At 58.3% G+C, this 12,495-nt stretch carries 10 protein-coding genes; 5 read left to right on the top strand and 5 right to left on the bottom strand.

The genetic code is table 11. From position 1 onward, the window contains the following. Window positions 1-23: 23 nt before the first annotated feature. The 3 genes from patD (at window position 24) to C1N69_RS11870 (ending at window position 2,646) form a co-directional block, all read left to right on the top strand. Entirely contained in the window at window positions 24-1,448 is a 1,425-nt protein-coding gene (patD, locus tag C1N69_RS11880) for an aminobutyraldehyde dehydrogenase (RefSeq protein ID WP_155031259.1), read from the top strand. Window positions 1,449-1,630: 182 nt separating this feature from the next. Next, complete coding sequence (locus tag C1N69_RS11875; RefSeq protein WP_013096478.1) at window positions 1,631-1,804, top strand: GhoT/OrtT family toxin; 174 nt, start codon at window positions 1,631-1,633, stop codon at window positions 1,802-1,804. A gap of 86 nt (window positions 1,805-1,890) precedes the next feature. Next, window positions 1,891-2,646 (top strand): alpha/beta fold hydrolase, encoded by a 756-nt coding sequence (locus tag C1N69_RS11870; RefSeq protein WP_155031258.1) that lies wholly within the window; start codon window positions 1,891-1,893, stop codon window positions 2,644-2,646. Window positions 2,647-2,742: 96 nt separating this feature from the next. On the opposite strand, the gene C1N69_RS11865 is transcribed toward C1N69_RS11870, so the two are convergent. From C1N69_RS11865 to C1N69_RS11855, 3 genes are read right to left on the bottom strand one after another with little or no spacing between them, the layout of a single operon-like run. Then, a complete protein-coding gene (locus C1N69_RS11865) occupies window positions 2,743-4,920 on the bottom strand; it encodes a virulence factor SrfC family protein (RefSeq protein ID WP_155031257.1) in 2,178 nt (725 codons plus the stop codon). Further along, complete coding sequence (locus C1N69_RS11860; RefSeq protein ID WP_155031256.1) at window positions 4,917-7,898, bottom strand: virulence factor SrfB; 2,982 nt, start codon at window positions 7,896-7,898, stop codon at window positions 4,917-4,919. The genes C1N69_RS11865 and C1N69_RS11860 overlap by 4 nt, the downstream gene beginning before the upstream one ends. 4 nt (window positions 7,899-7,902) lie before the next feature. Next, window positions 7,903-9,237 carry an SrfA family protein gene (locus C1N69_RS11855; protein ID WP_155031255.1) on the bottom strand — a complete coding sequence of 445 codons (1,335 nt, stop codon included), beginning with the start codon at window positions 9,235-9,237 and terminating at the stop codon, window positions 7,903-7,905. Window positions 9,238-9,520: 283 nt separating this feature from the next. On the opposite strand from C1N69_RS11855, the gene C1N69_RS11850 reads away from it, so the two are divergent. Both C1N69_RS11850 and C1N69_RS11845 read left to right on the top strand, forming a co-directional pair. Then, the gene (locus C1N69_RS11850) at window positions 9,521-11,119 is read left to right on the top strand and encodes an ABC transporter substrate-binding protein (RefSeq protein WP_155031254.1); all 1,599 of its coding nucleotides are present in this window, start codon (window positions 9,521-9,523) and stop codon (window positions 11,117-11,119) included. Window positions 11,120-11,220: 101 nt separating this feature from the next. Beyond that, window positions 11,221-11,454, top strand: a complete 234-nt coding sequence (locus tag C1N69_RS11845; RefSeq protein ID WP_155031253.1) for a YdcY family protein — start codon at window positions 11,221-11,223, stop codon at window positions 11,452-11,454. 3 nt (window positions 11,455-11,457) lie between these two features. On the opposite strand, the gene C1N69_RS11840 is transcribed toward C1N69_RS11845, so the two are convergent. Together C1N69_RS11840 and C1N69_RS11835 are read right to left on the bottom strand one after the other, a co-directional pair. Beyond that, window positions 11,458-11,907, bottom strand: a complete 450-nt coding sequence (locus C1N69_RS11840) for a DMT family transporter (RefSeq protein WP_047365031.1) — start codon at window positions 11,905-11,907, stop codon at window positions 11,458-11,460. Further along, on the bottom strand, window positions 11,904-12,422 hold the full coding sequence (locus tag C1N69_RS11835) for a GNAT family N-acetyltransferase (protein ID WP_025759134.1): 519 nt from the start codon (window positions 12,420-12,422) through the stop codon (window positions 11,904-11,906). Before C1N69_RS11835 ends, C1N69_RS11840 begins: the two co-directional genes overlap by 4 nt. Window positions 12,423-12,495: the final 73 nt, after the last annotated feature.

Below are 12,495 nucleotides of genomic sequence, written 5' to 3'. Positions count from 1 at the left end.
ATTCATTTCAACAGGACAATGCTATGCAAACACATCTGCTGATTAAGGGTGAACTGGTTGCCGGGGAAGGAGAGGTGCAGCCGGTTTATAATCCGGCCACCGGAGAGGTACTGCTGGACATTGCTGAAGCGTCACCGGCCCAGGTCAATGCGGCGGTAGAGGCCGCTGATCGGGCGTTCATCGACTGGGGGCAGACCACGCCCAAAGCGCGTGCGGAGTGCCTGCTGAAACTGGCTGACGCCATCGAGGCGAATGGTGAAGAATTTGCCCAGCTCGAATCTCTCAACTGTGGCAAGCCGCTGCACTGCGTTCTGGGGGATGAGATCCCGGCGGTGGTCGATGTTTTCCGTTTCTTTGCCGGGGCGGCCCGCTGCCTGAATGGCCTCGCCGCCGGAGAGTATCTTGATGGCCACACGTCGATGATCCGCCGCGATCCGGTAGGCGTGGTGGCCTCTATCGCGCCGTGGAACTATCCGCTGATGATGGCGGCCTGGAAGCTCGCGCCCGCACTCGCCGCCGGTAACTGCGTGGTGATCAAACCCTCTGAAATTACGCCGCTGACGGCACTGAAGCTGGCGGAGCTGGCAAAGGACATCTTCCCGGCGGGAGTCCTGAACGTGCTGTTTGGCCGCGGTAAGACGGTCGGCGATCCGCTGACCGGGCATGAAAAAGTCCGCATGGTCTCGCTGACCGGTTCGATTGCGACCGGGGAACATATCATCGGCCATACGGCTTCCTCCATTAAACGCACCCACATGGAGCTGGGCGGCAAAGCGCCGGTTATCGTATTTGATGACGCCGACCTGGATGCGGTAGTCGAAGGGGTACGGACGTTTGGTTTCTACAATGCCGGGCAGGACTGTACGGCCGCCTGCCGTATTTATGCCCAGAAAGGGATCTATGCTGCGCTCGTGGAAAAACTGGGCGCCGCGGTAGCCAGCCTCAAAATGGGCGCCCCGGATGATGGAGATACCGAACTGGGCCCCCTCAGCTCTGCCGCCCATCTTTCACGCGTCTGTCAGGCTGTCGATGAGGCGAAAGCGCTCGGCCATATCCGCGTGGTTACGGGCGGGAGCAAAAAAGAGGGGGCGGGCTACTACTTCCAGCCAACCCTGCTGGCGGGGGCAAAACAGGACGACGCCATCGTCCAGCGCGAGGTGTTTGGCCCGGTGGTGAGCGTCACCGAGTTTGAAGACGAGGCGCAGGTGCTGGCCTGGGCGAACGATTCACAGTACGGCCTGGCGTCATCGGTCTGGACCAAAGACGTGGGCCGCGCCCATCGCCTGAGTGCGCGCCTGCAGTATGGCTGCACCTGGGTGAATACCCATTTTATGCTGGTGAGCGAAATGCCGCATGGCGGCATGAAATTATCCGGCTACGGCAAGGATATGTCGGTCTACGGACTGGAGGATTATACGGTCGTCCGGCACGTCATGATTAAGCACTAAGCTTACGCGCCTGGCCGCTTGCGCGGTCGGGCGTTCACTTTGTCCGTGATGAGTGTTAAGCAAGATACTCAATTGTTATTAGCCGTAATTTTTAAGTGGTTATTCTGTAACGAAAAAACTTGATCTGTGTCAACATATGACGCATATTGCGTGCGGTTATTTTTTCGGCTCTGGTATACAGAATGACGTTGTATCAAAAGATGTTGGTTTTTTACGCAATCATGGCTTCCATCTGCGCATTAATCACCTGGTTCCTCTCTAAAGACCGCAAACGTATCCGACTGCTCAGTGCTTTTCTGGTGGGGTCAACCTGGCCAATGAGCTTTCCCGTTGCGCTGCTGGTCTCGCTTTTCTGAAGCACGCTTCCATTTTTAAAAGATGAATATGGCATTCCAGATACGGTAACTGTATAAATACACAGTGCATCGTAAAAGGAGTGCTTATGAACAGTTTTTACTCGCAGCAGGCCGGTTGCACCGTGCGCTGGCATGATTTGCCCGGCACTGGCGATCCCGTGGTGTTCATTCACGGGTTGGGCTGTGCCGCTTCCTATGAATATCCCCGTGTCGTGCATGACCCTCAGTTCGGGGCGCGCCGGGCCATTCTCATCGATCTGCCGGGTAGCGGCTACAGCGATAAACCTGCGCACTACCGCTACCGAACCACCGATCAGGCCCGTGTCGTCGTGGAGCTGATTAACCATCTCAAACTGGACACCTTCTGGCTGTACGGACACAGCATGGGCGGCAGTATTGCTATCGAAACGGCGGGGATGCTGCCCGCGCGCGTAAAAGGGCTGATAGTGTCGGAACCCAATTTTCATGCGGGTGGGGGCATGTTCAGCCGGTCTATCGCAGCACAAACCGAGCAACAGTTTCTGGAACAGGGCTATGACGCCATGCTGCGCGCAGAAACCACGGCGTGGGCAGGGTGCCTGCAGAGCAATGCCCCTTACGCCGTCTGGCGCGGAGCCTCGAGTCTGGTGGCGGGCGTTGAGCCGGAATGGGAGGCGCAGTTCCTGTCACTCCCGTGCCCGGTAACGCTGATTTTCGGCGAGCGGTCGCTGCCTGATGACGATGTGGATAATCTGAAGCAGAAGGGCGTTGCGGTAAAAATCATCCCTGCAGCGGGCCACTCAATGTCCTGGGAAAACCCCTCCGCGCTGGCGCAGACGCTAGCCGGGTGTATGACGGAGTGATCGCCCGGCGGTGACGGATCTGCAGCGGTGAAGAATCCAGGCCGGGTAAGCGCAGCGCCACCCGGCAAGAAAGGCGGCTACAGTGTTAATCCGCCCTCAGCGTAATAACGCCTGCAGAGCCTTGCGCGCCCCCGGCTGAACATCATGCGGGTGCTGGTAATCAATGTTCTCTATTGCGCGACTATAGAGCGCAACCAGCCAGTCGTAAACGTACGCAGTGGCCGCATGCACAGGCTGTTCCCCCAGGCGCGTCAGGCGGGGACCGGCGCTGCTGACGACCGGCGTGACGAAGATAGCCTGACCCTTGCGGATGCGGCTGGCCGGACGTGTCGCCACGGGCGTCTGGTCATAACCCAGCCAGCCAATGAAATTGCCCATCACGGCATGCAGTTGCGCCGCGCTACTCTTATCTGCTTCGACAATACGCTGTAGCTGCTGAGGCAGATCCAGCCGGTAGCTGGTGACCACCAGCACATCCGCGATTTGCTGCAACACGGCGGGTTCCAGCCCCAGACGGGCGGCGGTGGCTTCATTGCGGCTCCACTGACGCAGATGGTTTATCCAGACCCGGTGCGCAAGACGCGCTTTGTCTTTTGTCTGGAACTGCGCGGTATTCTCCTGGGCGCTGTCGGCAAACAGGTCAATGGTGTCCGTGAACAGCCCGTTAACCTGCTCCTCACGCGGTTGCTGAACGGCCAGCAGCGTTTCAAAGGCTTTGAGCGGCGGCAGCAGACCATCCAGCAGCTCACCGTGGCGGGCGGCGCTGCTTTGCAGCGTACGTACCATATTTTCCGCCTGAGCACGTCGGGTGCCCGGCTCTTCAACCAGCGGTACCAGATAACTTTGCATCAGCGATGAAAGCGCCTGGCGCAACCCATTTTTCAGGGTGCTGAGACGCTTGTGTCGCAGCGCAGGCAGCGTGGCCTGAGACAGCCACTCGATGACGCGCTGCATGCTGTGACTGTCCAGCGCCTGCAGCGTACCCCAGCGCAAACCCGGCTTGCCGAGCAGGTGTTGAACGGCTTCATCAAGATTCTGCCGGGTGGTGAAGCGGGCGTCATGGGGAGTAATCGCCCAGACCAGGCCCGGCAGAGCAGAGTCTTCCGCAGGCTGCGTTTCCTTCACCCAGTGCATTAACACTTTTGCTTTTTTGGCCGTCTGCTCGTGCTGCGCCGTGGCGTTGCAAATGACCAGCACATCCGGCTCGAGCTGTTGACGGTAATGCTCCAGCAGCCACTGGGATTTCGCCTGACGCAGCGGGTCAGCACCGGTATCTTCAACAAGTGGGATATCAATGATATCGACGTTATCCAGGGCCGCGGTCTCAACCGGCAACACCAGCTCGCGGGTCAGGAAGGCAAGTACGTCGACGGGGATGCTGATCGCGTTAAGCATTTCACCGTCATTCAGCGGATGAAGCAGCGTCTCCTGGGCGTCCTGCAGGGCTGGCGTACCGTCGTGCGTCAGGAACCCTTCACCCGGCAGCCCAAAGCTATCCACCAGCAGGCTCAGCGGGGCGGCGAGGGCGCTGGCATGGCTGGTCTGATGCAGCACATGGGCCAGGTTTAACCACTGCTGGGTCAGCTCCTGCTGCTCGCCCCACAGCAACGACCAGACGCTGGCGCGTGTGCTGAGATCCAGCGACGGCACCAGCTGGGCAAACTCATGCCACAGGGCGTCATCAATTTGCTGTTTAGCGGCAGGCACCGTGCTTTGCCAGAAGCGGGCAATCGCCCCCACTTCCTGCGCCGTGATGCCGGGCACGCCCTGCGGCTGGCGCAGGCCGCGCCATTTCTCCAGGCGTGTCTCAATAACCGCCTTATCCACCGCGCGTATCTGCGGATGCAGCATCGTGCGGGTAATGAACAGCTGTACCAGCTCGGCCTCGGTAACCAGACTCAGACGCAGCGGGAATGCCTCATCCACCACGTCAGGGGTTTCGCGGGTGAAGCGAACGGCCATATTGGTCAGGGCATGTCCCGGGTTGATATGCGAAAAATAGTCAAAGCTGCGCTGGCCCGGCGTCACGTTCAGGCGGCCATTCCCGCTGCCGCACAGGGACAACAGCAGGTGTGCTTTCGCGCTCTGGGAATGACCGTAAAGCCCGATGCTGCTCTGGCGGGTCATGGCGCGTTCAATGGCCTGCTCCCGCGCCTGCACCGCGTTGATTCGGGCAAGCAGGGCGTCGGCATCGTTATCCAGTACAGGGGCGTTCAGGCGCGTCTCAGTAATCCACCCGATTAAGGCCTGAGTGGTGGTGGTCGTCGCTGTCATTTCAGGTATACGCTCCCGCTGTCGATCCAGTAATGGCTGCCGCTGTGTCGGCGATCGGCCAGAGTATTCAGTTTGAAGGTTAATGCGTCAGCTGCCACCGGCGTGCCGTCCTGCAGCCAGGCATCGCTTAGTTCAAAGGCCTCCGGGCCCTCCTGCTTGCTGCCGCCGCAGAGTTTGAGCCGCACGTTCAGCACGCCGTCGCCGGCAATCGCTTTTGCCAGTTCAGGTGAGTTAATGCTGAGCGTGTAGAGCGGTGTGGCGGGCCAGCGCGCGTTCGCCAGCTGACGGAAGCCGAGGGTGACGTTACCGCGCAGCGGGAAGTGCAGGCGCGCGTCGAGCTTCGCACCGGGTTTATCGAGATCGATGTCCTGGTACCAGACGTTTTCCTCGCGCAGGGTATTCACGGTGTTATCCAGCACGCCGAGATAACGCACGGTGGAATACGCCCCAATGTCCGCGGCTTTAAAGTTGAAGCGCGGCAGGCGCAGATCAAGGGCCAGGCTGCAGAGCATGGCCCCCACGGCAGCCGTCGATTTCGGGTTGCCAATCCGCCCCTGCTGGCTGAACGGATACCATTCGTGCACCTGGTATTTATCCAGCCAGACGATGCGGTTAACCGGCACCGGCTGCAGATGGCGAATCAGCGCCTGAACGCCGGGCAGGCAGCCAGGACGCCCGGTGATGAGCAGAATATCGCAGCTGTAATGTGAAATCGCCTCACACACCGCGTGCAACGGCGAGGCCAGCGTAAACTGTCCGCCCAGCATCGCGTCCTGCATTTCGCGGAAATTTACGTGCAGCGGCACGGCGAACAGATCAAAAGCGTCGGAACCGGCCGGCAGGGCATGATCGATGGCCTGCTGCAGATAATTCATCACGTTGCGGGTCGGTTTCTGCGGCAGAAGATCGCCAAAGGTGGCATGCAGTCCGGCCAGTGGATCGTCAACGTCGCTGGATTCCCACGCGGCAAGAATGGCATGGCCAATCGGCATAAAGAGCTGAAGGGCCGTTTGCTGGCGAAGTACGGCCTGGGTATCAATGCGCCCGGAGTCGCCGAACAGTGACGCCATCAGCAAGGAGGCATCAGCGATGCCCGATTTCTGCAGCTGCGTTTGCAGGGCGGGCAGTACGTAGCGCTGAATCACGTCCAGTAACGTATCGTCGCCCGCCACCTTAAACCCTTCGCGGAACAGGAGCTGCGGAGTGATTTTGACGTTATTGCCGGAGCCGTCATCCAGCTGGTAATGGGTGATCGCCATATCCGTGGTGCCCCCGCCAATGTCGATGGAGGCGATGCGCAACGCCCGGCCCGGCTGCGCACCGGGCTCAGGCTCACGGTCCGGACGTGCAAGGGAGGCGAAGAAGGCTTCCGTCTGACCGCCAAAGCGGGAGATCGCTTCGTTATACAGCCAGACCAGTTGACCGCAGCTGGCTTCGTCCCACTCCATCTGGATTTCTGGCACCGGCACCACGCTTTTTTCCTGCTGTTTGCGGGTGATAAAATCCTCATCCTGCGGGTGCCATCCCATCGCTTTCCAGACAATTGCGATGGCTTCGAACATGCGGCGACGGAAAATTTCGCGCTCCTGCTTAGGCATGGCCGAGGGCAGCGTCAGGATCAGGGTACGCAGCTGGCGCGGCGACGCCGGGAAGCCCAGACGCAGGCGCGTGGCGACGCTGTTGATCTGCCCCAGCGCCTGCGCCAGCAGTTCGCACAGCATGTGCGTCATCAGCGTGCTGCGGCTGTACTGCGGCGAGAAGACCGGCAGTCGCTCATCCTGCGGCAGCGTGAAGAGCGGCTCGCCGTCATCGTTCATCAGGTTCATCAGCGGGAACGCGGTGGCAAGCGGTTCACGCTGGGTTTTGCTGTTCATCTGGCTAAAGCGCCAGTCCTGTACCACCGGTGTTTCATCCCACAGGTAGCGACGCGGGCTGGAGATGCCGCTGTTACCTTCGGTTCCCAGACGCTGCATCGCCAGCTTGCGGGCTTCATCACCGACGCGGACAATCGACGGCCAGACAAAGGCATCTTCGCGACCGCTTTCAACCGAGAAGTGCTGCTTGCCAAAACGCGCCTCCGAAAACTCAAGACGGCTGGTAAACAGCGGCTCATTAAGGAATTGCGGCTCGCTTAATGAGCGTACCTGCAGTTCGGCGGTCTGGCGTAGACCATCGTTCGCATCGCCGTGGTCTTCAATAATCACGCCGCAGGTGTGGGTATTCCCCACGTCGAGGATCAGGTCGACCGGAATGGCCGGGGTGCTGAGCGTATGGGTAACAAATTTGACTTCCGGCACGGTGAGCTGTTCACCGAGCATGGTCAACAGGTTAAGCCAGTGCGCCTGATATTCAAAACTGCGCATCGCCTGCTGCAGATCGCGCTCGGAACGGTTTTCTACGCCATCGGCATACTGGGTAAACGCCTCGCGCAGCCAGCCGTCAATCCAGGTTTGATCGAGGAAATTTTCAACTTCTGCATCGCGCCATGCCAGGGCAAAGCGGGTCCCGTTCAGGATATCGTTCTCAACCGGGGAGAGGGCGGACGTGGCATGTCCGGCAATCTGGCTGTCAAGCGCCAGGGTCACACGGTGGGTATTGCCTGCCGTGTCGGGGGTGTCAAGCTTGCGCACCTGTACGCGGGCCCAGTTATCCGGCCCTTCCACAAAAGTCCGCGGCGGGTTGAAGCGCAGGAAAGGCACGGGGAGCCAGACGCCGTCCAGAACCGCCAGCGACTGATGCAGCGGGATGGTGGTTTCCGGTTTGACCACTTCAGGCTGCCCACCGTTAATGCCCGGCAGGGTATAGCGCCCGTTAACCATGTCGAAATCGAGTCGTAAAAGCGGGCCATTCGCGGTTTTACGTACGAAGCGCCCGTGACTGGCGGTGTCCTGCGGCGTCAGGCCGAAATCCAGGAACTGCACGCCGCTGTTAGCAATAAGCGTGACGCTTTGTTTATAGTCGCAAAGATTTACCAGCATAGGATCAGGCACCTGCTTTCTTGAACGTCAGTGGAACGACGGTGTTTGCATCATAACGTGCGCGACATTCTGCTATATCGCTGGTGCCTGCTTTACAGGCAACTTCCGGCATCGGGTAGCGGGAACCGTCGGTGCAGCGGGCAGTACCGCGACTCTTGATCATCAGTTCGCCATTGCTGTGCAGCCCGGAGAAGACTTCCGCGCGACAGACAATGTTGTCGCCATGAACAACACGGGCGAAACCTTTATTGTTCTGGATTTGATAGCGCATTGACGGCGGCTTGCCGGTCACCGGATCTTTTACGTCGAGGATGGCGCGCCAGGTGCCGTTCAGGAAACGCGTGGATCCCGCTTTTACCTGATTCGCTTCCATTACCATGGCATCTTTCGGGATGGCGGCAATCACCACCGGAGCGGGCTGTGGCGCAGGCTCTTTCTCTTTGCTGGCCACCACCTCTGCCTGATGCAGCGGTAACGTCATCGCCAGCGGCTCAACCGCTTTAATCGGCTTTGGCGCAATCTCCACGGGCTGAGGGGCGGGTGTCGGTGCGGGCTCGGCGGAAGGCGCCTGTTTTGGCCACAGCAGCGGCGCGGCGATGGCGGCAACGATCACGGCAGCAACCGGCAGCGTCCACAGGGGGATACGACGTTTTTTCGCGACAACCGCCGGGGCCGGTTCCTCTACGGGTTGCGCAACAACCGGGGCTGGCTCAGGTTCGTACAGCTCTTCCGGCGTAATGCGCACCACTGTAGAAGGGGCGACCAGCGGCTCGTCAGCGTGCTCAAAGGTCACCACCGGTTCGGGTTCCGGTTCGGGCTCAGGATCGTCAATCACAACGGGGTCAGGCTCTGGGATCAGGGATTCACGCAGGCAGTCGAGGACATCGTCGCGCGCATTTTCGTTGAGGTTTACAAATCCCCAGAAGCTGATCACCGGTTTTCCGTTCACAAGGAAAAGGAAATTTTCACCCGGGAACTGAAACGCCTTTGACAACAGAGAGCCAAAAAGCTGTTGCGCAGTTTTGGGCGACTGGAGGCATTTCTTGCTTAACGACTCGACGCTGGCGAGCGTGTTTTCCAGATAGCGCAGGGCGCGATAACGGTCATCTTCACCGGCCGCTTTCCAGCTGGTTACGCTCCCTTCAACAGGAGAATACCAGTCCACGCGGTCACCGCTGTCGTTGACCTGAGGAATAGCCAGACAGTCGACGATAGCCTGCTGTTTGCGCAACCGGAGCGCTTCCCGGATTTGTAACGCTGATTCGAAAACGGCTTGTCCGCCGCCGCCAACGGCCTGAAAATCATCCAGATTACCGCTGCGTAAAAGAGTTTTTGCCACGATTTGATCCCATATACTTCTTCACACCGTTACTTTAACGAAACGAGGAAGCAAACAAACGGAGGAAGAGACGCTAAAAGCGCCGATTTCTTGCGGCATAGAAAGTGACGGTTGTGCTTGACGAATAATGGCACTTAAGACAAATCGCTTTTTCTGACGCTGGCTGCAAAACCAGCGAAAAACGTAACTTTAGAATAACCTGATAGTGTTTCGTTATTTGCCAGGTGATTACGGCTGTGCTGTTATTACTGTTCTATATAATAAAATTGTCAGGGTTATAACCATGTCTACAGGGAAAACACTGCTCGCCCTTGCGCTGAGCGCACTTTTACCAGCCGGTGCCGCATGGGCGGCAAACAACGACACCCTTATTTACTGTTCTGAAGCGTCCCCCGAGTCCTTCAACCCGCAAATTGCCAGCTCTGGACCGTCTTTTGTGGCCAGCTCTCAGGTGCTCTATAACCGCCTGATCAATTTCGACCCGGTGAAAAATACCCCGGTGCCGTCACTTGCCGAGTCCTGGACGATTTCACCTGATGGCAAGACCTATACCTTTACCCTGCGCAAAGGGGTGAAGTTCAACAGCAATAAATACTTCAAACCGACGCGTGACTTTAACGCCGATGACGTTATTTTCTCGGTCATGCGTCAGAAAGACCCTAAACACCCGTACCACAATGTGTCGCAGGGCAATTACGAATACTTTAACGATGTGGGCCTCGATAAACTGATCCAGGACGTGAAAAAGGTCGATGATTACCACGTTCAGTTCACCCTCAGTGAACCCAACGCCGCATTCCTGGCCGACTGGGGGATGGATTTCGCCTCCATTCTCTCCGCTGAATACGCCGACGCGATGCTGAAAAAAGGCACCCCGGAGAACGTGGACACCTGGCCGATTGGTACCGGGCCTTACGTTCTCCAGCAGTACAAAGTGGATTCGTTGATCCGCTACGTCGCGAACCCGAACTACTGGGAAGGCGAAGTGCCGACGAAGCATCTCATCTTCTCCATCACGCCGAATGTGGAAACCCGACTGGCGAAATTGCAGACCAACGAGTGCCAGATCATTCCTGCGCCGTCCCCGGTGCAGTTTGATGTTATCAAGAACAACAAAGACCTGACGCTGCACGCGGTCGATGCGCTGAACGTCGGCTATCTGGCGTTTAACACCGAGAAAAAACCGTTTGATAACGTGCTGGTGCGTCAGGCGTTGAACTACGCGACCGACAAGAAGGCCATCGTTAATGCGGTGTTTATGGGGTCGGGCACGGTGGCAAAATCGCCGATCCCGCCAAACATGCTGGGCTTTAACAAAGAGTTGAAGGACTACAGCTACGATCCTGAAAAAGCGAAAGCGCTGCTGAAGCAGGCCGGGCTGGAGAAGGGCGCGGAGGTCACGCTGTGGTCAATGCCGGTTCAGCGTCCGTATAACCCTAACTCCCGTCGTATCGCGGAGATGATCCAGAGCGACTGGGCAAAAGTCGGCGTGAAGGCCAAAATTGTCTCTTACGAGTGGGGCGAATACCTCTCCGGCATGCGTAAAGGCGAACATGACTCTGCGCTGTTTGGCTGGATGTCCGATAACGGCGATCCGGACAACTTTGCCGATGTGCTGCTGGGCTGCAACAGCATTAAAACCGGCTCAAACGCCGCGCGCTGGTGTGACAAGGGGTATGATGCCCTGGTACAAAAAGCGAAGCTGACCAGCAACCCGGCGGAGCGTGCGAAACTCTACGGCCAGGCGCAGGAAATCTTCTACCAGCAGGCGCCGTGGATCGCGCTGGCGAACGGCAAAACGTTCTATGCAACCCGGAGCAACGTAACCGGGTACAGCGTGAGCCTGATGGGCAGCGATTTCTCAAAAGCGAAGCTGAATTAAGTATGTCATCGCCGGGTGGCGGCTACGCCTTACCCGGCCTACAGTTGGCACCCGTAGGCCCGGTAAGCGTAGCGCTACCGGGCACATAACAAGGAGTGACAATGTCACATTTAAACGACGTGATCGCCCGTGTCGATGGCGCGATTAACGAAGGCGTCATCACCCATATGAATGAACTGCTGATTGAACTGAGCGATGATGCTGAGCTGAGCCGTGAAGACCGCTACACCCAGCAACAACGCCTGCGTACCTCCATTTCGCACCACGGCAAGGAGCACAGAGAAGAGATGGAGGCGCGCCACGAACAGCTGACCAAAGGTGGCACGATCCTCTAGCGATTAAAACTGACGTCGCGCCACCAGCCAGGCGCCGACGACCAGCATCACCGCGCCGCACACCGGGCCGATCAGGGCGCGTAGCGGAATGCCGTTGCTTCTCAGCACGTCCAGTACCAGCCCGCCGATAAGCTGGCTTGCCACCAGCACGGCAATCGTCGTCGCCGCGCCAACATTCTGATACCCGCTGATGCTGGCAAACACAAAAAAGGAGCCCAGCAGCCCGGGAATGAGCGTCCACCAGCGTACCGTTGCCGCCAGCTCGCTAAATCCGGCGACGCCCTGTTTCAGCAGCAGAATGCTGACAAACAGCACAATGCCGACCAGGGAATTCAGCAACATCGCGATAAGTATGGTGGAGGAGGACTGGGTGATACGCACCATCAGGGTGTTTTGCACCACCAGGCCTATTCCCGCCGCCACCAGAAATGCCAGCGTTAGCGACTGATTCATGGGATAGCGTCCGGATCGCTGCGCTCATCCAGCTGCAGCTGCATAAAGGTTAAATCCAGCCAACGGCCAAACTTGGTTCCCACCTGTGGCATTTGCCCCGTCGTGACAAAACCGAGCGTTTCATGAAGATGGATCGAAGCCTGATTCTGCGCTTCAATCCCGGCAACCATCACGTGTTTACCGATGGCGCGGGCCTCGTCAATCAACGCTTTCATCAGCGTGCGGCCAATGCCTTTGCCCTGATGATCCGGGTGGACGTAAACCGAGTGCTCAACCGTGTGACGAAAACCATCAAAAGCGCGCCAGTCGCCAAAGGAGGCGTAACCGGTGATCGCGCCGTCTTCCTCACTGACCAGTACCGGGTAACCCGCGAGCGTGCGCGCCTCAAACCAGGCGATGCGGTTCTCGGTATCGACGGTTTTATCGTTCCAAATCGCGGCGGTGTGCAGCACCGCGTGGTTGTAGATCTCTCCTATCGCAGCGCAGTCTTCTTTGCAGGCATGACGAACGATCATGATTAAACCTCTGTGTGTTGTTCACTATAGTGTTACGTTATGGCTAAGATATTACACAACTGTATCGCCCGAT

The sequence above is a fragment of the Enterobacter sichuanensis genome (assembly GCF_009036245.1).
Taxonomy (GTDB): domain Bacteria; phylum Pseudomonadota; class Gammaproteobacteria; order Enterobacterales; family Enterobacteriaceae; genus Enterobacter; species Enterobacter sichuanensis.
Note: the sequence above shows the minus strand (reverse complement) of the source record. Positions and strands in the feature narration are given on the sequence as shown.

What these genes read in the sequence shown, in the direction of transcription:
- patD (WP_155031259.1), top strand. Translation starts at nt 24, where the DNA reads ATGCAAACACATCTGCTGATTAAGGGTGAACTGGTTGCCGGGGAAGGA.
- C1N69_RS11875 (WP_013096478.1), top strand. Translation starts at nt 1,631, where the DNA reads ATGACGTTGTATCAAAAGATGTTGGTTTTTTACGCAATCATGGCTTCC.
- C1N69_RS11870 (WP_155031258.1), top strand. Translation starts at nt 1,891, where the DNA reads ATGAACAGTTTTTACTCGCAGCAGGCCGGTTGCACCGTGCGCTGGCAT.
- C1N69_RS11865 (WP_155031257.1), bottom strand. Translation starts at nt 4,920, where the DNA reads ATGACAGCGACGACCACCACCACTCAGGCCTTAATCGGGTGGATTACT.
- C1N69_RS11860 (WP_155031256.1), bottom strand. Translation starts at nt 7,898, where the DNA reads ATGCTGGTAAATCTTTGCGACTATAAACAAAGCGTCACGCTTATTGCT.
- C1N69_RS11850 (WP_155031254.1), top strand. Translation starts at nt 9,521, where the DNA reads ATGTCTACAGGGAAAACACTGCTCGCCCTTGCGCTGAGCGCACTTTTA.
- C1N69_RS11845 (WP_155031253.1), top strand. Translation starts at nt 11,221, where the DNA reads ATGTCACATTTAAACGACGTGATCGCCCGTGTCGATGGCGCGATTAAC.
- C1N69_RS11840 (WP_047365031.1), bottom strand. Translation starts at nt 11,907, where the DNA reads ATGAATCAGTCGCTAACGCTGGCATTTCTGGTGGCGGCGGGAATAGGC.
- C1N69_RS11835 (WP_025759134.1), bottom strand. Translation starts at nt 12,422, where the DNA reads ATGATCGTTCGTCATGCCTGCAAAGAAGACTGCGCTGCGATAGGAGAG.